This window comes from Vibrio sp. PID23_8 (assembly GCF_003584965.1).
GTDB lineage: Bacteria > Pseudomonadota > Gammaproteobacteria > Enterobacterales > Vibrionaceae > Vibrio.
This window is the reverse complement of the sequence record NZ_LIXE01000002.1, coordinates 269,533-287,406: the sequence shown is the minus strand read 5'-3', so window position 1 is coordinate 287,406 and position 17,874 is coordinate 269,533. Positions and strand designations below refer to the sequence as shown.

The following is a 17,874-nucleotide window of genomic DNA, read 5'->3' as shown; positions in this document are numbered from 1 at the left end:
TTAGTTTTCAACTCTGTGGAGTAAAACAAGAGCAAGATCTCTTTTTACGCTTTTCAATAAAAAAAGCAGTCGATTCTCTTGAAAAAGTCGCTATTGTCCCCATTCTAGATATGCTGGCTCGGGTAAAGCGGTGTTGAAATGACATTTTTCGCAGATATTTGAGTCGGTATTCGAGAATTTAGCGCAGACAATGTCCACATAGTGGCTATTGGCTCGACAGGGTAGCGACAGATCGCTAGAATGTCGCGTCTAAAATTCTGTCCTGAGGCTAATAGGAGATACCTTTGGCGTTTCGTTGAAGATATCACTGATTAGTCAGGTGTTGATTTACAACATCGATACTCGTTTTAAATTAGGTGTTCGGACGGAACACTACACAAGGATGAAGCGTGAACTCAAAGATTCTCGCTCATACGCTCGAAAAACCGAGCCACTTTAGAGGTTTATATATAATGCAAGTTACTGTTGAAACGCTAGAAGGCCTAGAGCGCCGTCTAAACATTACTGTTCCAGCCGCAAACATCGAAGACGCTGTAACAGCTGAACTACGCAACATCGCTAAAAACCGTCGTTTCGATGGCTTCCGTAAGGGTAAAGTGCCTCTAAAAATGGTTGCTAAGATGTACGGCAAAGCAGTACGTCAAGACGTTCTTGGTGAAGTTATGCAACGTCACTTCATCGAAGCGATCGTAAAAGAGAAAATCAACCCAGCTGGCGCACCAACTTTCGCACCTGTTGAAAACAACGAAGGCGCAGATCTAGTATTCACTGCAACTTTCGAAGTTTACCCAGAAGTTGAGCTTAAAGGCCTAGAAAACATCACTGTTGAAAAACCAACAACAGAAGTTAAAGATGCAGACGTAGAAGAGATGATCGAAACTTTACGTAAGCAACAAGCGACTTGGACTGAAGTTGAAGAAGCAGCAGAAGCTGGTAAGCGCGTAAGCATCGATTTCGTTGGCTCTATCGACGGTGAAGAGTTCGAAGGCGGTAAAGCTGAGAACTTCCCTCTAGAAATGGGCGCAGGTCGTATGATCCCAGGTTTCGAAGACGGTATCGAAGGTAAAACTAAAGGTATGGAATTCGAAATCGACGTAAACTTCCCAGAAGATTACCACGCTGAAAACCTAAAAGGCAAAGCAGCTAAGTTCGCAATCAAAGTGAACAAAGTTGAAGCACGTGAACTTCCAGAACTAAACGACGAGTTCGTTGCTAAGTTTGGTGTTGTTGAAGGTGGTGTTGACGCTCTTAAAGCTGAAGTTCGCAAGAACATGGAGCGCGAGCTTAAGCAAGCTGTTAAGAACCGCATCAAAGAGCAAGCAATCGACGGTCTAGTTGAGCAAAACGACATCGACGTTCCTGCTGCACTTATCGACCAAGAGATCCACGTTCTACGTCAACAAGCTGCACAACGCTTCGGCGGTAACCCAGAAGCTGCTGCACAGCTTCCACGTGAACTATTCGAAGAGCAAGCTAAACGTCGCGTAGTGGTTGGCCTTCTACTAGGTGAAGTGATCAAGTCTGAAGAGCTAAAAGCGGATGACGAGAAAGTGAAAGCGCTAATCGAAGAAATGGCGACTGCATACGAAGATCCATCAGAAGTTGTTGCTTACTACGAGCAAAACGAGCAAATGATGAACAACATGCGTAACGTTGCTCTAGAAGAGCAAGCTATCGACGCGATCATCGCTAAAGCACAGGTTACTGAGAAAGAAGTAGGCTTCAACGAGCTACTTAACCAACAGCCTGCAGCTTAATAAGCAATATCTTGCGTAGAAGGTTGACTTATCGTTAACTATTCTGCTAACAATGGTCCGTATGATACCCATCATCCGGGCCATTTATTTTAGGGACATAAGAATATGAGCTACCAAGAAAAAAATGCAATGTCGCCAATTATTGACGCGCTAGTACCAATGGTGGTTGAACAAACTTCCCGTGGTGAACGCTCTTACGACATCTACTCACGCTTACTTAAAGAGCGCGTGATTTTTTTAACGGGTCAAGTGGAAGACCACATGGCAAACCTTGTCGTGGCTCAACTACTTTTCCTAGAATCTGAAAATCCAGATAAAGATATTTTCCTATACATCAACTCTCCAGGCGGTAGCGTGACAGCAGGTATGTCTATTTACGACACTATGCAGTTCATCAAGCCAAATGTAAGCACTGTATGTATGGGTCAAGCTTGCTCAATGGGTGCATTCCTGCTTGCAGGTGGTGCGCCAGGTAAGCGTTATGTTCTGCCTAACTCACGTGTGATGATCCACCAACCACTTGGTGGCTTCCAAGGTCAGGCTTCTGATATCCAAATTCATGCACAAGAAATTTTGACCATCAAGCATAAGCTAAATAATCTATTAGCGGAGCACACTGGCCAACCTCTTGAAGTGATTGAACGTGATACAGATCGTGACAACTTCATGTCGTCAGATCAAGCGGTAGAATACGGTATTGTGGATGCAGTGTTGAGCCATCGCGGCGAATAATTTAGCCAGCGCATTTTGGCTAAATTTGATATACACTGATTCATAAAGAGTAAAGGCTAAGAGGTTAGCGAATGACAGATAAAAGCAAAGAAAGTGGCAGCGGCAAATTGCTGTATTGCTCTTTCTGTGGCAAAAGTCAGCACGAAGTTCGCAAGCTAATCGCAGGTCCGTCAGTTTACATTTGTGACGAGTGTGTCGACTTATGTAACGATATTATTCGCGAAGAAATCAAGGATGTTCTCCCTAAGAAAGAATCTGAAGCGTTACCAACGCCAAAACAGATCCGTGAACACCTTGATGACTATGTGATCGGACAAGATTACGCGAAAAAAGTGCTCGCAGTTGCGGTATATAACCACTACAAGCGTTTACGCAATGGTGATACAACGAGCGAAGGTGTGGAGCTTGGTAAGAGTAACATCCTTCTAATTGGTCCAACGGGTAGTGGTAAAACGCTTCTTGCTGAGACGCTAGCTCGTTTCTTGGATGTGCCATTTACTATGGCTGATGCAACCACATTAACCGAAGCGGGTTATGTGGGCGAAGATGTGGAAAACATCATCCAGAAGCTTCTGCAAAAATGTGATTACGATGTAGCGAAGGCTGAACGCGGCATTGTGTACATTGATGAAATTGACAAGATTTCTCGTAAAGCTGAAAACCCATCAATTACGCGTGACGTATCTGGTGAAGGTGTTCAGCAGGCACTACTGAAACTTATCGAAGGTACGGTTGCATCGGTTCCACCACAAGGTGGTCGTAAGCATCCGCAGCAAGAATTCCTACAAGTGGACACGTCTAAGATCCTGTTCATCTGTGGCGGTGCATTTGCTGGCCTAGATAAAGTGATTGAACAGCGTGTAGCGACAGGTGCAGGTATCGGTTTTGGCGCAGAAGTGCGTTCTAAAAACGAAACCAAAACCGTCGGTGAGTTGTTCATGCAAGTTGAGCCAGAAGATCTAGTGAAGTATGGTTTGATTCCTGAATTCATTGGTCGTTTACCAGTAACAACAACGTTGACTGAGCTTGATGAAGAAGCGCTAATTCAGATCCTATGTGAACCGAAGAATGCACTGACCAAGCAATATGCAGCATTGTTTGAGCTAGAAAATGCCGAGCTTGAATTCCGTGAAGACGCACTGCGTGCTATTGCTAAGAAAGCAATGGAGCGTAAAACCGGTGCTCGTGGTTTACGTTCAATTCTTGAAAGTGTACTACTGGAAACCATGTACGAACTGCCATCTGCGACAGATGTGAGTAAAGTTGTGATTGATGAATCCGTGATTAACGGAGAGTCAGAACCATTGCTTATTTACAGTAATGCCGACAGCCAGGCCGCTGGCGCAGAATAAAAACAGCGATGAATAAAAAGGAGGTAAGTAATTACCTCCTTTTTTTATTTCTGTTATTGAATCCAAGCAATTAGCCCCCATATACTGCCTTAAGTAATACGTTAAACGTGAAAGCGGAAGAGAGAATTATATGAACTTGGAACGTTCCGAGCGTATCGAGATCCCGGTACTACCTCTACGTGACGTAGTGGTCTACCCGCACATGGTTATTCCATTGTTTGTTGGTCGCGAGAAATCGATTAGCTGTTTAGAAACGGCAATGGAAACCAACAAACAAGTTCTGCTTGTGGCACAAAAGCAAGCGGATACTGACGAACCGACGGTTGATGACCTATTTGAAGTAGGTACAGTGGCAACCATTCTCCAACTGCTGAAGCTACCAGATGGCACAGTAAAAGTACTGGTCGAAGGTCAGCAGCGTGCGAAGATTAATCATTTCAAAGAGAGCGAGTTTTTCTTGGCTGAGGCGGAATTTATCGTTACGCCTGAGCTGGATGAACGAGAGCAAGAAGTGGTTGTACGCAGTGCGATCAATCAGTTTGAAGGCTTTATCAAACTCAATAAAAAGATCCCACCTGAAGTACTGACTTCGTTAAACGGCATCGACGAAGCGGCACGCCTGGCTGATACCATTGCAGCGCATATGCCTCTAAAATTGGTTGATAAGCAGCAAGTGCTTGAAACGACAGATATCTCTGAGCGTCTTGAGTTCTTGATGGGGCAGATGGAATCAGAGATTGACCTACTGCAAGTGGAGAAACGCATCCGTGGCCGCGTGAAAAAGCAGATGGAAAAATCTCAGCGCGAGTACTACCTGAATGAGCAAATGAAAGCCATTCAGAAAGAACTGGGTGAGATGGAAGATGCGCCGGATGAGTTCGAAACTCTGAAGCAGAAGATTGAAGAATCAAAAATGCCTCAGGAAGCACGTGAGAAGACTGAACAAGAGTTGCAAAAGCTTAAGATGATGTCTCCAATGTCTGCCGAAGCGACAGTGGTGCGTAGCTACATCGACTGGATGGTGAGCGTGCCTTGGAATAAGCGTTCTAAAGTGAAGAAGAACTTAGCGAAAGCAGAAGAGATTCTAAACGAAGACCATTACGGTCTAGAACGCGTGAAAGAACGTATCCTCGAATACTTGGCGGTACAAAACCGTATTAACAAGCTAAAAGGTCCGATCCTTTGCCTTGTTGGTCCTCCAGGTGTGGGTAAAACATCACTAGGTCGCTCTATTGCGGCTGCGACAGGTCGTAAATATACTCGCATGGCTCTAGGTGGCGTGCGTGATGAAGCGGAAATTCGTGGTCACCGTCGTACTTATATCGGTTCGTTGCCAGGTAAGCTCATTCAGAAAATGTCGAAAGTTGGCGTGAAAAACCCACTTTTCCTTTTAGATGAAATCGACAAGATGTCGTCAGATATGCGTGGCGATCCGTCTTCTGCACTGCTTGAAGTCCTAGACCCAGAGCAAAACAATGCGTTCAACGATCACTATCTAGAAGTGGATTACGATCTGTCTGACGTGATGTTTGTTGCAACGTCGAACTCGATGGATATTCCTGGTCCACTACTAGACCGTATGGAAGTGATTCGCCTATCTGGTTACACAGAAGACGAGAAGCTAAATATCGCGAAACGCCACCTTGTTGATAAGCAAGTTCAGCGTAATGGTCTGAAGGCAAAAGAAATTATTATCGAAGATTCTGCAATCATCGGCATTATTCGTTACTACACGCGTGAAGCGGGTGTACGTAATCTAGAGCGTGAGATTTCCAAGATCTGCCGTAAAGCAGTGAAGAATATCCTGCTTGATAGCAGCTTGAAGTCAGTAACCGTAACGATGGACAACCTAAAAGAATACTTAGGCGTACAACGTCATGATTTCGGTAAAGCAGACGACAGCAATCGTATCGGTCAAGTTACGGGTCTAGCTTGGACACAAGTTGGCGGTGATCTACTGACGATTGAAACCGAATCGATGCCAGGTAAAGGTAAGTTGACGCAAACAGGTTCACTTGGCGATGTCATGAAAGAGTCGATCCAAGCGGCAATGACGGTTGTACGTTCACGTGCCGAAAAACTGGGCATTAACTCAGACTTCTACGAGAAGCGTGATATTCACGTACACGTTCCTGAGGGCGCAACACCAAAAGATGGCCCAAGTGCCGGTATTGCAATGTGTACTGCACTGGTTTCTAGCTTGACGGGGAATCCGGTTAAAGCCGAAGTGGGTATGACAGGGGAAATCACGCTACGTGGTGAAGTTTTACCGATTGGTGGCCTGAAAGAGAAGTTACTTGCGGCACATCGTGGTGGCATCAAAACTGTGTTGATTCCGAAAGACAACGAGCGTGATTTGGAAGAGATTCCAGAAAATGTTATCGCAGATCTGAAGGTTATCCCGGTACAGTGGATTGACGAAGTTCTGAAAGTTGCACTAGAGCGAGACCCGACTGGCGTTGAGTTTGACGCGAAAAAATAGTGATATGCAGCAAAAATAAGTAAAAGTTTACGCTGATAGGCCCGAAAAGGCTTGTCAGCGTTTTTTTTGGAAGCTAACTTAGGCTCGATAGCTGCCAGCCCTTGAAATACAAGGGGTGACAACTTTTTCTTTATTATGGAACGAAAGTCATCACAAAAATAATCACAGATGACGTTAAGGGGAAATCACAGTGAATAAAACTCAATTAGTAGAACAAATTGCAGAAAACGCAGACATCTCTAAAGCATCAGCTGGCCGTGCTCTAGACGCATTCATCGAAGCAGTAAGTGGTACGCTTCAATCTGGTGACCAAGTTGCTCTAGTTGGCTTCGGTACATTCAGCCTTCGCACTCGTGCAGCACGTACTGGCCGCAACCCAAAAACGGGTGAAGAAATCCAAATCGCAGAAGCTAAAGTTCCTGCTTTCAAAGCAGGTAAAGCTCTAAAAGACGCTTGTAACTAATCCTAAGCGGATAGAAGCGTCGGCATTTGCATGACTTTTGCTCAAACAGTCCGTTTGGAACAAAAATTTACAAACTCGTCGCCGAACTTTTTTAAAATATGCGCATCCTACTGATGCGCATTTCTTTTTCTGATATTATCGCGTCATTACATTTTCTAGTAGAAGCAGTTGGCTTCAATTGTGGAGAGCAGTTAAATTATGATGGATCGACTACGCGAAGGCGTGAATAGCATCGCGGTCAAAATTATCCTTGGACTTATCATCCTTTCTTTCGTCTTTGCAGGTGTAGGTAGCTACATCGTTGGCGGTAGTAACAACGTCGCCGCTAAAGTAGGGAATACCGAAATTGCTCGTGGTGAGTTCGAGATGGCCTACCAAAATGAGCGTAATCGCATGCAATCTCAATTGGGTGATTACTTCTCTCAAATGCTGGCAGACCCTGCATACGTTGAATCTTTCCGAAAATCCGTTCTCGATCGCATGATTAATGACGTATTGCTTGACCAACAAGCAGAAGCGCTTGGTCTACGTATTAGTGATGCGCAAGTTCGTAGCATGATTCTAGAAATGCCTCAGTTCCAATCTAACGGCAAGTTCGATCAAGAGATCTACCAAGCGTCTCTGCGTCGTGCTGGTTTCTCTCCAGACTCTTTTGCAGAGTACATGCGTCGTGAATTGGTTCGTGAGCAATTATTGAACGCATTGCAAACCAGTGAATTCACACTACCTGGCGAAGTTCAGGCAGAAGGTAAGCTGTTTACTCAAACTCGTGATATTCGTACCGTAACGATCGATTTGGCTGAGTTTGCAAAACATGTCAATCTAACTGATGAAGAAATTCAAGCGTACTACAAAGCAAACCCAGATAACTTTACTCGTCCAGAGCAGGTTAAAGTTGCTTATATCGAACTTTCTGCTCAAGAGTTGAAAAAGCAAATCCAAGTTTCTGACGAAGAAGTTAAGAAATACTACGATGAGCATCAAAATAAGTACTCTTCTGAAGAGCAACGCCGCGTAGCACACATCCTAGTGGAAGGTGATGACGAAGCGAAAGCACAAGCGATTCTTGATGAGCTAAACGCTGGTGCAGACTTTGCCGCTGTTGCTCAAGAAAAATCGGACGACTTCGGTAGCGCTGAAAACGGCGGTGACCTAGGTTGGATTGAGCGTGATGTGATGGACCCTGCATTTGAAAATGCCGCCTTCGCACTTAAGAACCCAGGCGATATGTCAGGTCTAGTTAAGTCTGATTTCGGTTACCACATCATCAAGCTTGAAGAGCTAAAAGATTCCGTTGCGAAGCCTTTCTCTGAAGTCGCAGCAGAAATCAAACAAGAAATGGTTGACCAGAAAGCGGTCGATCAATTCTACGAGCTACAAAACGAGCTTGAGAAAGTGGCGTTTGAATACCCTGATTCTCTAGACGATGCTTCTAAAGCCGTTGGTCAGAAAGTGAAGACAACCGACTTCATCTCTCAAGTTGATGCTCCTGAAGTTCTTAAGAACCAAGCGGTAATGCAAGCAATCTTGAGCCCAGAAGTGAAAGAAGACGGTTTGAACTCTGAAGCTATCGAGGTAGCACCAGAGCACATTATCGTGGTTCGTGTTGAAGGCGCTCGCAACGAGACAGTACTTCCTCTTGCTGAAGTGAAAGACCAAGCGGTTGCTGAGCTATCTCGCGTTAAGGGCGAGCAGGGTGCGATGGAACTGGCGACTAAGGTTGTTGCAGCCCTTAAAGAAGGTAACACAGCCGTTCTTGCGGAAAACAATCTAGAGTTTGGTGAGCAAGAATCCATTGACCGCCGTTCACCGCTTGCGACAACGGTATTTGCAATGGCAAAACCAGTGGACGGCAAGCCAGTGTATGCTCAGTCTAAAGACCTTGAAGGCGACATCGTAGTTATCGAGCTAGATGGTGTGCATGCAGCGCTAGATAGCTCTCTAGAAGAGCAAGTCGCAATGCAAATGCAACGAGTATCATCACAGCAAGATCTGACTTCTGTTCTTGCAGTATTACGTGAAAATACGGAAATCGAATACTTTGTTGTGAGCAACTAAGCACAATACATGTAATTTGTATGTTAACAAAAACGGGTCGCATTAGCGGCCCGTTTTATTTTTCTCGGTCGTGCCTTCAATGTCATCGGCGTATTTTCTAGAGTAGTGGTAATTTTTAATCACAATAACTCAGGAGAAAATGGAATAATGAAATGGATGTTAACTTTGTGCCTAATGTTGTTGGCCCCAATGGGCTGGGCGGCAGATAGTAAAGTCGCGAACGGTAAAGCAGAAAAATACGAAGGTATTGAAATCACCGTCAATGTGAACACGGCTTCAGCGGAAGAAATCGCCACTTTACTGAAGGGGATTGGTGAGAAGAAAGCCAAAGATATTGTTGAATATCGCAATGAGCACGGTCCATTTAAAACTGCAGCGGATCTGAGCAAAGTGAAAGGCATCGGAGAGGCGACGGTGAAGAAGAACGAAGCACGTATTTTGTTGTAATCAATGTTCTACCATTGAGAAGCTAAGTTTGTTGTGTCCGAACCTTACTTTCCCGAACCAGCACTTTTTACTGGTTCGGGATTTTATTCATTGTTTTAACGCTAAAGTATTTTACCCAAAGAGGCTTAGCCAAAGAGACGGCGATGCATTAATTTTTCTACCCCTGCCATCCCTAAGCCGCCAATTGCACCAAGCAGGTGAGCATCAACCGCAACGCGTGCGCCAATCATAGCCGCGGTACTGGGCGATGGCCCGTAGAATTGCTCCCAAGCGATTTTAGCGACAAGCCCGGCCACTAGTAGCAAGCTGCTTCTTCTACCCTCGAATACTTCTCTCAGCGCCCAAAAGCCAAATAGTCCATGTAACACACCAGACAGACCGACATAAATCGACATATTGGTGAATAAGTTCATCGCACCAATGAAGGTACACAGAATAAGAAATACGATGGAGAAGTTACGAACGCTCGGCCGAAAGATAAAACTGATGACCCACAAACCCGCTAAGTTCATGCCAAGATGAGCAAAGTTGGTATGCGTTAGATTTCCTGTTACGATTCGCCACCATTCTCCATGGCGAATATTGTAGGCGTGCCATTCGGCAAGGCTGGCCATTGGTTCGAATTGCAGTACTAAGCAGATAATGCTGATGATCGTCAGCAATGTATAAAGGTTCACTCAATGTCTCGTTATTGTTCTCAGTGTGGAAAGTCGCGTAAAGCTTGTATTTGCCAATGGATAGTACCGTTAGCAAGTGAGGCTGAACTTATCATTCTTCAGCACATCAGTGAAGTGCACCGTCCTCTTGGTACGGCACGGATTCTCAAATTGAGTTTAAATTACTGTACTTGTTTGATCGGGGAAGACTTTTCTGAGAACTCAACATTAAACGAACTGCTTGCGGATGAGGCGTATTGTCACGTGATTTTGTACCCGTCAGAGCACTCGTTGTGTTTGTCAGCTTTCGGTTGTGAACAACATGATGATAAGAAAGTGCGCTTGATATTATTGGATGGGACTTGGAAGAAAGCGTATAAAATGTGGCAACTGTCTACCAATCTACATGGCTTGCCAACCGTGAAACTCCCGGAAAACTTGCAAGGCCATTACACCATTCGTAAAGCGCCCTCAGAAAACAGCTTATCAACGGTTGAGGCTGGCTACCATGCGCTCAGCCTACTTGAGCCAGAAAAAGACTTTACGCCTTTGCTGAATGTGTTCGAGAAAATGATTGAATTTCAAATCGCCCAGATGCCTCCAGGCGTATTTGAGAAGAACTATTTGAAAGATTAGCCCCGCGCTAAAGAACGATGGAAGAAAACAATTGGCGATGCAGTTTTTGGGCGTGGCCGTCTGTCATGGAGGAAATGTAATCGGCAATTACTCGCATTTGTGCTCTTTCATCACTTGCGTTACGCCAAACTTCTTGGGTGTGCCTTGGTAGTAAACGTTCTGGAGCCGCGCTTAATGCTTCAAACAAGTCCATGATAATCTGTTGACCCTTGTACTCAACGATCTGTACTTGTGGAACTTGGATAACGTACTGGCTGACGAAGTTTTTTAGCACATCGAGTGTCTTTGCCATGTGTGGATCGAGACACGCATTCCAGGCCAATAATGGGTTATTGAAAGGCTCATCGACGACCTTGATAGAAATACTGGTGAGTAGCGCATTCACCATGCCACCAATGGCATCTTTACGTTGATGGTGTTTACCGCTAAACAGCATTTCTCCAATGAAACCAATGTGCTGTTCAAACCACGGGTCACCGCAATCGGCAAGCTGACTTGCCGCGCCTTCTTGCCATTCTTGGCGAGTCACCATGCCAAGCACAATCGCATCTTCCAAATCGTGCACGCCATAAGCAATATCATCTGCCAGCTCCATAATGGAGCAATCCAGCGATTTGAAGCGCGTTTTTCTGTGTTCGAAATCGGATTCTGGCGAGTGTCGCATTTGGCTAAGTAGTGTTTTGTCGTTATCCGTCAGCGGTGCGACTACCCAGTCAAACAAATCTTTATCGCAATCGTAAATTCCTTTGGCGGGGCTCCATTCTTGAGCTTTAAGTTTACGCTGATGCTCAACAGGATCTGGTAAATAGACGGATCGGCTTTGACTGATGAGAGCCGGGTATTTGATGAGACCAAGTAAGGTACGGCGAGACAAGTTCATGCCGAAGTGCTCGGTATACGGCTCTAATTTGGTGACAATGCGAAAGGTTTGCGCATTGCCTTCAAAGCCACCGTGCTCACGCATCATGTAATTTAATGCGACTTCACCGCCATGGCCATAGGGCGGGTGACCGATATCGTGTGCCAAACAGAGTGAATCAATCAAGCTATCTGAGGGTAGTAAATCGCGAAATTCCGGTTGTTTCTTCTTTAGCTGGGCAACGATCCCCGTTCCAAGCTGAGCCGCCTCTAAAGAGTGAGTCAGGCGGGTGCGGTGAAAATCTTCCAAGCTGTTGCCATGGACTTGAGTCTTAGCTTGTAGACGCCGAAACGCAGCAGAATGAAGAATGCGAGCACGGTCTCGCTGGTAAGGGCTGCGGTGATCATCGCGGCGGATCTTGTGTTCATCATCATGGCGCTCTTGCCATTGAGTAGGTAGTTCAAACGACACGGCTCTCTCCATCAACTAGCTGATTTCATCCAGCGATAATTCAAAACTTGGGGCAAAAGTATGTAGGAAGTATTCCATTTCTGGTGTTTTTCGTTCTTGCAATGTGATGTCTAGGCGTTTTTTCGCGAGGGCAAATTCGTGGTTGCCAGCACTAAGCTCTTCCAGACATTTTAGGTAGGCACAGATTGAGTCGGCTTGTTTAACGATTTGTGCATCGTCTTCATGTGCTGAATGAGAAAGTAAGTAAGGTGCGAAATCGTCGTGGAATTCTTCAGGTAGCATGGACAGTAGTTTTTGCTCGGCAGCTGCTTCTATCTTTTTATATTCTTTTGCGATTTCTGGGTTGTAGTATTTTACGGGCGTTGGCAAATCACCCGTAAGCACTTCACTTGAGTCGTGGTACATCGCGAGAATGGCAATGCGTTCAGGGTTGAGGTTACCGTCGAATTTTTTGTTTTTTATTAGGGCTAGGGCATGAGCGACAAAAGCAACTTGTAAGCTGTGCTCAGAGACGTTCTCTGGTGAGACCGATCGCATCAAAGGCCAGCGTTGGATTAGCTTCATCCGTGCTAAATGGGCGAAAAAATGGCTTTCTTTCATTGCTCTCTCCTGTATACCAACTTCACTAACTATTGCGTTAGTGGTATTGATACCTGATACGAAAAAGGAGCTCACGTGGAGCTCCTCTAAGCATATGAGAGTTCAGCGGTAATTACTACTGGCTGTAAGTCGATAGGAATCGTTCAAAGCGTCCAATCGCGGTTTCGAGATCCTCTATGTGCGGTAGTGTCACGATACGGAAGTGGTCAGGCTTCGGCCAGTTGAAGCCAGAACCTTGTACTAGCAGTACTTTTTCTTGCTTCAAGAAATCCAACACCATTTGCTGATCATTTTTGATGTTGTACATCTTAGTGTCAATTTTTGGGAATAGGTACATTGCCCCTTTTGGTTTAACGCAGGATACACCAGGCACTTGGTTAATCAGCTCCCAAGCACGGTTGCGTTGTTCAAGGAGGCGGCCACCTGGCAGGATCAACTCATTAATGCTCTGGTAACCGCCCAGTGCCGTTTGGATCGCGTGCTGCATTGGCACGTTGGCACACAAACGCATGGACGAAAGCAATTCAAGACCGTTGATGTAACCTTGAGCTAGGTGTTTAGGGCCTGTTAGGAACATCCAACCACCACGAAAACCACAAACGCGGTACGCTTTAGATAGACCGTTGAAAGTCATCACCAATACGTCATCTGTTAGCGTGGCTACAGAAGTATGTGTCGCGCCGTCGTAAAGCACTTTGTCGTAGATTTCGTCTGCAAAAATGATCAGTTTGTGCTGGCGAGCGATTTCGATCACTTCAAGTAGGAAATCACGGCTGTATACCGCACCTGTCGGGTTGTTCGGGTTGATCAGCACGATACCACGCGTTTTTGGCGTGATCTTCTTTTTGATGTCATCTAGGTCAGGGTACCAATCTGCACTTTCGTCGCACATGTAATGCACTGGTTTGCCACCCGACAACGCAACGGATGCGGTCCACAATGGGTAGTCTGGTGATGGGATCAGCATTTCATCGCCGTTGTTTAGCAGCGCTTGCATTGCCATCACGATCAGTTCGGATACACCATTACCGATGTATACGTCTTCTACATCGAGAGAGCGGATGCCTTTACGTTGATAGTGCTGCACAACCGCTTTACGCGCGGAGTAAATACCTTTGGAATCACAGTAACCTTGAGATGTTGGTAGATTGCGGATGACATCTACTAGAATCTCATCAGGAGCGTCAAAGCCAAATGGGGCAGGGTTACCAATGTTTAGTTTTAGGATTTTATGCCCTTCCTCCTCCATGCGTTTAGCATGTTTGAGTACAGGTCCCCTAATGTCGTAGCAGACATTGTCGAGTTTTGACGACATCCCGATATTTTGCATTGTGTGATTCCTAAAAAATCGTTAATTTCTTTATTAAAGTACAATAATTTGTTTTTTATTAGAATAAAAATCTGTAAATTATCTGTTTGCTGGCTAACTTTTGTACGGCGTTTGTCACAGGATTTTGCAAAAGTTAGCATATGACCTTGATTTGCTTTGGGTCTAAACTTAGAGTACCCGTCAGTTATCCCTTATCCTCACGTACTTCGAGGTTGATTTGTCACAGTTCCACCAAGCCGTAAAGAGAATTATCGAGAGAGTTCAGCAAACGGAAGGCAATCAAACACGTTTAGTCGAGCCCCTCAATGCGAAGCCTCATTTCGCTTTTATTGATTGGCTTGAAGCCCAACCACTTTTTCCCAAGTTTTACTGGCAGTCCCGTGATACTCGTGAAGAAGTTGTTGCCCTTGGACAGCTCCATACTTTTGTCGAACCAGGCCCTGCCTATACGATACTGGGTGAAGGCCAGCGTGTATGGGGTGGACGCTCATTTGATGGTCAGCACGAGAAAAATCGTCGCTGTATGCCATCTTTCTTCTTCCTTCCACAAATTGAGTTAATTCGTTTCGATCAGACGTGGTCGCTCGCGGTGAATATCTCACAAGATAAAGCAAGCACGTTAGCCGGTTTACACAAATTAGTGTGTGATGTACCCGCATTGTCGCCAGTTTCTTCACATATTCGATCGATTGAGCATACGCCATCCGAGCCACAGTGGCATGAGTTGGTGAATAAAGTGCTGTCTGGGATCGCAAGTGATGACTTCAAGAAAGTGGTATTAGCACGTAAGTCATCCATCTATTTAGATTCGCCTCTCAGTGCAGCGCAGCTATTGAAAGCCAGTTATTTGAGTAATCATCACAGCTTCCACTTCTTGTTTAGCTTGGACAGTAAGCACAGTTTTATGGGCTCAACACCTGAGCGTTTGTATTTGCGTGTGGGGCATGAGCTGCATACCGAAGCGTTAGCGGGTACGATTGGTCGTGGCGATAATGCAACGCAAGACATGGAGCTGGCGAATTGGCTGTCTACTGACACAAAAAATCTCAACGAGAACCAATATGTCGTGGATGACATCATTGAGCGTTTGCTGCCTTATTCAGAAAGCGTGGAAGTCGACCAAGAGGCGAGTTTAGTTCGTCTGAGAAAAGTACAGCATCTTAAACGCCATATTCACGCGCACCTCCAGTCGGGGATCAATGGTGTTCAGCTACTTTCTGCCTTGCAGCCAACGGCAGCCGTAGCTGGTTTGCCGCGTAAGGAATCGATGCAGTTTATTTTGGATAATGAGCCGTTTGCACGCGGTTGGTACGCGGGTTCGATGGGTTACATTAGTCATGAGCGAGCTGAGTTCTGTGTCGCAATCAGAAGTGCGTTGGTTTTAGGTGATCAAGTCCAGTTGTTTGCTGGGGCAGGCATCGTCCCGGGCTCTGTTGCAGAGCACGAGTGGGTCGAACTTGATAAAAAGATGTCTACTCTGTTATCCCTGATTTCTGATCATCCCCCGCTTGGAGTGGCGTTATGAGCACAGATCAAGCTGTGTTAAATCGTATCTGGTCTGAAGCCATCTTATTAGAACTGAGTCGATTTGGGGTAAAGCATGTTTGTATTGCACCAGGCTCACGTTCAACACCGTTAACGTTAGAAGCTGCAGAGAACCCACACTTTACCATTCACACCCATTTCGATGAGCGTGGATTGGGCTTTATGGCGCTGGGGCTTGCAAAGGCAAGTAAAGAGCCAGTGATCGTGATTGTGACCTCTGGTACGGCAGCCGCGAACTTGTTGCCTGCCATCGCAGAAGCAAAGCTCACTGGCGAAAAGCTGGTGGTGCTCACGGCTGACCGTCCGGTTGAATTGGTGGGCTGCGGCGCAAACCAAGCCATCCACCAGATTGGTATTTTCTCTCAGCACGTTTGTGACAGCTTGAATCTACCAAGTCCTTCGCTTGCAACACCACTCAACTGGCTACTGACGTCGGTTGATGAAGTGATGTTCACCCAGCGTTTGAAAGGCAGTGCTGTTCATATTAACTGCGCATTTCCTGAGCCTTTATACTCCAATGGTGAGAAGAGCATTTATCAAAGCTATCTCGATATGGTGGGATCTTGGCATGAGAGTTCGGACACGTATTGTCGCCGCTTTATCTCGCTGACGAATGGCGAGCGTCCTAAATGCGATGATAAGAAAGGCTTGGTGATCATCGGCAGTTTACCGTTAGAGCAAGCACAAGCCGCTAAACAGTTTGCTAGGCAGATGGGTTGGCCTATTTTGGCTGATCCACAAAGCGGTGTGAGTTCTGATTGGGCTTACTATGACTTATGGTTGCAACATTCGACGTTTGCGGAGCAAATAGAATGCTGTGATCTCATTGTTCAGTTTGGTAGCCGTATTATCTCTAAACGCTTAAATCAGTGGTTGGAAAAACAGGTGTCGTGCTCACAAGCTGGCTATTGGTTGATTTCACCGCGTTTAGAACGTGATAATCAAAGTCATCTTCCGCAATCTCATTGGGTTGAAGAGCCTTCCGAATGGATCGCTCAATCGCCCCGTTGCGAGTCTTATCATACGGGGTGGGCAGAGAAACTGGCAAAAGATATTGCGTTGGTAAGCCAAAAGTCGAAAGTGTTGTTTGCTTCTGATCCTCAAAGTGAGCTTAATGAGATTGCCTTGGCCATTGATGTCGCAAAACGAGCACAAGGTGTTGACCTGTTCATGGGCAACAGCTTGTTTGTTCGTTTGGTTGATATGTTTGGTAAATTGGATAATACAGAGATATTCACTAACCGTGGCGCGTCTGGCATTGATGGTCTGTTTGCGACAGCGAATGGTGTTCAACGTGCACGCAACAATCCTATTTTGATGTACATAGGTGACACCTCGGCACTTTATGATACGAACTCTCTCGCTTTGTTTACGCATACTCAGCAGCCGACCGTGATTGTGATTACCAACAATGATGGGGGGGCGATTTTTGATATGCTGCCAGTACCTGTCTCACATCGAGAAAAATTCTATCAAATGCCGCACGGCTATGAGTTTGAACATGCTGCGAAGCAATTCGGTTTGCAATACTGTAAGCCCGAGACGTTGGTTGAGTATCAAGCTGTGGTCACTGAACATTTTACGGCGGGTAAGGGGACTTTGGTGGTGGAAGTACAAACACCACCAAACCAAGCGACCGAGCATTTAAGAGCCTTCAATAAGAATCTGCATGCTTTATTCTGAACACTTTCCTGCTACTGAAAAACACCAAAGTGGCACGGTGCCAACTTTGGTGTTTTTGCATGGTTTGCTTGGCAGCGGCACGGATTGGAAAGAATGCATAAAGGTATTGCCTCAGTATGAACGAGTGACCATCGACCTTCCCGGACATGGTGCTAGCCACTCTATTTTTTGCCACGATCTCAGTGATTGCTGCAAACAGCTCAATTCCACACTATCTTTACTATTTCCTTCTCAACAACCGCTTATCCTTATTGCTTACTCAATGGGTGGACGCATTGCTATGCATGGCCTTGCTCACCAGTGTTTCCCTGATCTCAATATTCGTGCTGCCATTGTTGAAGGGGGAAACTTTGGGCTGCAAAGCGAGTCAGAAAAGCAAGCACGATTAGATAATGACTTGCGCTGGGTACAGCGTTTCAAAACGGAGTCTCTTGCCTGTGTTTTGAACGATTGGTACCAACAGTTGGTCTTTTCTTCAATAAACCATGAGCAAAGACAAACATTGATTGCAAAACGAAGTGCTAATCTTGGTTCTGCGGTTGCGGACATGCTGCTTGCAACATCACTGGCAAAGCAATCTTACTTGTTGCCAGCACTGCAACAACAAGCGGTTCCGCTGTATTACATCTGTGGCAAAAAAGACAAAAAATTTAGTCAACTGGCTGAAAGTAGCGGGTTGGCTTATCGACAAGTTGAGGATGCGGGACATAATGTCCACCAAGAGCAACCCCATCAATTTGCGATGCACATTAATCAAATAATTCATTCTCACTTCAAGTGAGAGCAACGAGAACAATGGGAAT

15 protein-coding genes are annotated in these 17,874 nt (G+C 45.6%); 11 read left to right on the top strand and 4 right to left on the bottom strand.

What is annotated here, in order from left to right:
* Positions 1-452 precede the first annotated feature (452 nt).
* The 7 genes from tig to AK966_RS05150 all read left to right on the top strand — a co-directional run bounded on the left by tig (position 453) and on the right by AK966_RS05150 (position 9,291).
* Entirely contained in the window at positions 453-1,757 is a 1,305-nt protein-coding gene (tig, locus tag AK966_RS05180) for a trigger factor (RefSeq protein ID WP_099080332.1), read from the top strand.
* Positions 1,758-1,862: 105 nt separating this feature from the next.
* Positions 1,863-2,489 (top strand): ATP-dependent Clp endopeptidase proteolytic subunit ClpP, encoded by a 627-nt coding sequence (gene clpP / locus AK966_RS05175; protein ID WP_099080331.1) that lies wholly within the window; start codon positions 1,863-1,865, stop codon positions 2,487-2,489.
* 71 nt (positions 2,490-2,560) lie between these two features.
* A complete protein-coding gene (clpX, locus tag AK966_RS05170) occupies positions 2,561-3,841 on the top strand; it encodes an ATP-dependent protease ATP-binding subunit ClpX (RefSeq protein WP_099080330.1) in 1,281 nt (426 codons plus the stop codon).
* 130 nt (positions 3,842-3,971) lie between these two features.
* Positions 3,972-6,323, top strand: coding sequence for an endopeptidase La (gene lon, locus AK966_RS05165; protein ID WP_119463661.1), 2,352 nt, complete (start codon positions 3,972-3,974; stop codon positions 6,321-6,323).
* Between the two features lie 190 nt (positions 6,324-6,513).
* Positions 6,514-6,786, top strand: coding sequence for an HU family DNA-binding protein (locus tag AK966_RS05160; protein WP_099080328.1), 273 nt, complete (start codon positions 6,514-6,516; stop codon positions 6,784-6,786).
* 198 nt (positions 6,787-6,984) lie between these two features.
* Entirely contained in the window at positions 6,985-8,844 is a 1,860-nt protein-coding gene (gene ppiD, locus AK966_RS05155; protein WP_099080327.1) for a peptidylprolyl isomerase, read from the top strand.
* 147 nt (positions 8,845-8,991) lie between these two features.
* The gene (locus AK966_RS05150) at positions 8,992-9,291 is read left to right on the top strand and encodes a ComEA family DNA-binding protein (RefSeq protein ID WP_099080326.1); all 300 of its coding nucleotides are present in this window, start codon (positions 8,992-8,994) and stop codon (positions 9,289-9,291) included.
* A 125-nt stretch (positions 9,292-9,416) separates the two neighbouring features.
* On the opposite strand, the gene rrtA is transcribed toward AK966_RS05150, so the two are convergent.
* Entirely contained in the window at positions 9,417-9,968 is a 552-nt protein-coding gene (gene rrtA, locus AK966_RS05145; protein WP_099080325.1) for a rhombosortase, read from the bottom strand.
* A gap of 3 nt (positions 9,969-9,971) precedes the next feature.
* Between rrtA and AK966_RS05140 the strand changes: the two genes are divergently transcribed.
* Positions 9,972-10,583, top strand: a complete 612-nt coding sequence (locus AK966_RS05140; protein WP_099080324.1) for a tRNA-uridine aminocarboxypropyltransferase — start codon at positions 9,972-9,974, stop codon at positions 10,581-10,583.
* A 7-nt stretch (positions 10,584-10,590) separates the two neighbouring features.
* Here AK966_RS05140 and AK966_RS05135 read toward each other — a convergent pair whose 3' ends face one another.
* The 3 genes from AK966_RS05135 to AK966_RS05125 form a co-directional block, all read right to left on the bottom strand.
* Complete coding sequence (locus AK966_RS05135) at positions 10,591-11,925, bottom strand: anti-phage deoxyguanosine triphosphatase (RefSeq protein WP_182852582.1); 1,335 nt, start codon at positions 11,923-11,925, stop codon at positions 10,591-10,593.
* Between the two features lie 3 nt (positions 11,926-11,928).
* A complete protein-coding gene (gene yfbR / locus AK966_RS05130; protein WP_099080322.1) occupies positions 11,929-12,513 on the bottom strand; it encodes a 5'-deoxynucleotidase in 585 nt (194 codons plus the stop codon).
* A 115-nt stretch (positions 12,514-12,628) separates the two neighbouring features.
* Positions 12,629-13,843 (bottom strand): pyridoxal phosphate-dependent aminotransferase, encoded by a 1,215-nt coding sequence (locus AK966_RS05125; RefSeq protein WP_099080321.1) that lies wholly within the window; start codon positions 13,841-13,843, stop codon positions 12,629-12,631.
* Positions 13,844-14,060: 217 nt separating this feature from the next.
* On the opposite strand from AK966_RS05125, the gene AK966_RS05120 reads away from it, so the two are divergent.
* The 3 genes from AK966_RS05120 to menH are packed head-to-tail and all read left to right on the top strand — an operon-like array spanning position 14,061 to position 17,852.
* A complete protein-coding gene (locus tag AK966_RS05120; RefSeq protein ID WP_119463659.1) occupies positions 14,061-15,368 on the top strand; it encodes an isochorismate synthase MenF in 1,308 nt (435 codons plus the stop codon).
* Entirely contained in the window at positions 15,365-17,071 is a 1,707-nt protein-coding gene (gene menD / locus AK966_RS05115) for a 2-succinyl-5-enolpyruvyl-6-hydroxy-3-cyclohexene-1-carboxylic-acid synthase (RefSeq protein ID WP_099080319.1), read from the top strand. Before AK966_RS05120 ends, menD begins: the two co-directional genes overlap by 4 nt.
* Positions 17,058-17,852 (top strand): 2-succinyl-6-hydroxy-2,4-cyclohexadiene-1-carboxylate synthase, encoded by a 795-nt coding sequence (menH, locus tag AK966_RS05110; RefSeq protein WP_119463658.1) that lies wholly within the window; start codon positions 17,058-17,060, stop codon positions 17,850-17,852. Before menD ends, menH begins: the two co-directional genes overlap by 14 nt.
* Positions 17,853-17,874: the final 22 nt, after the last annotated feature.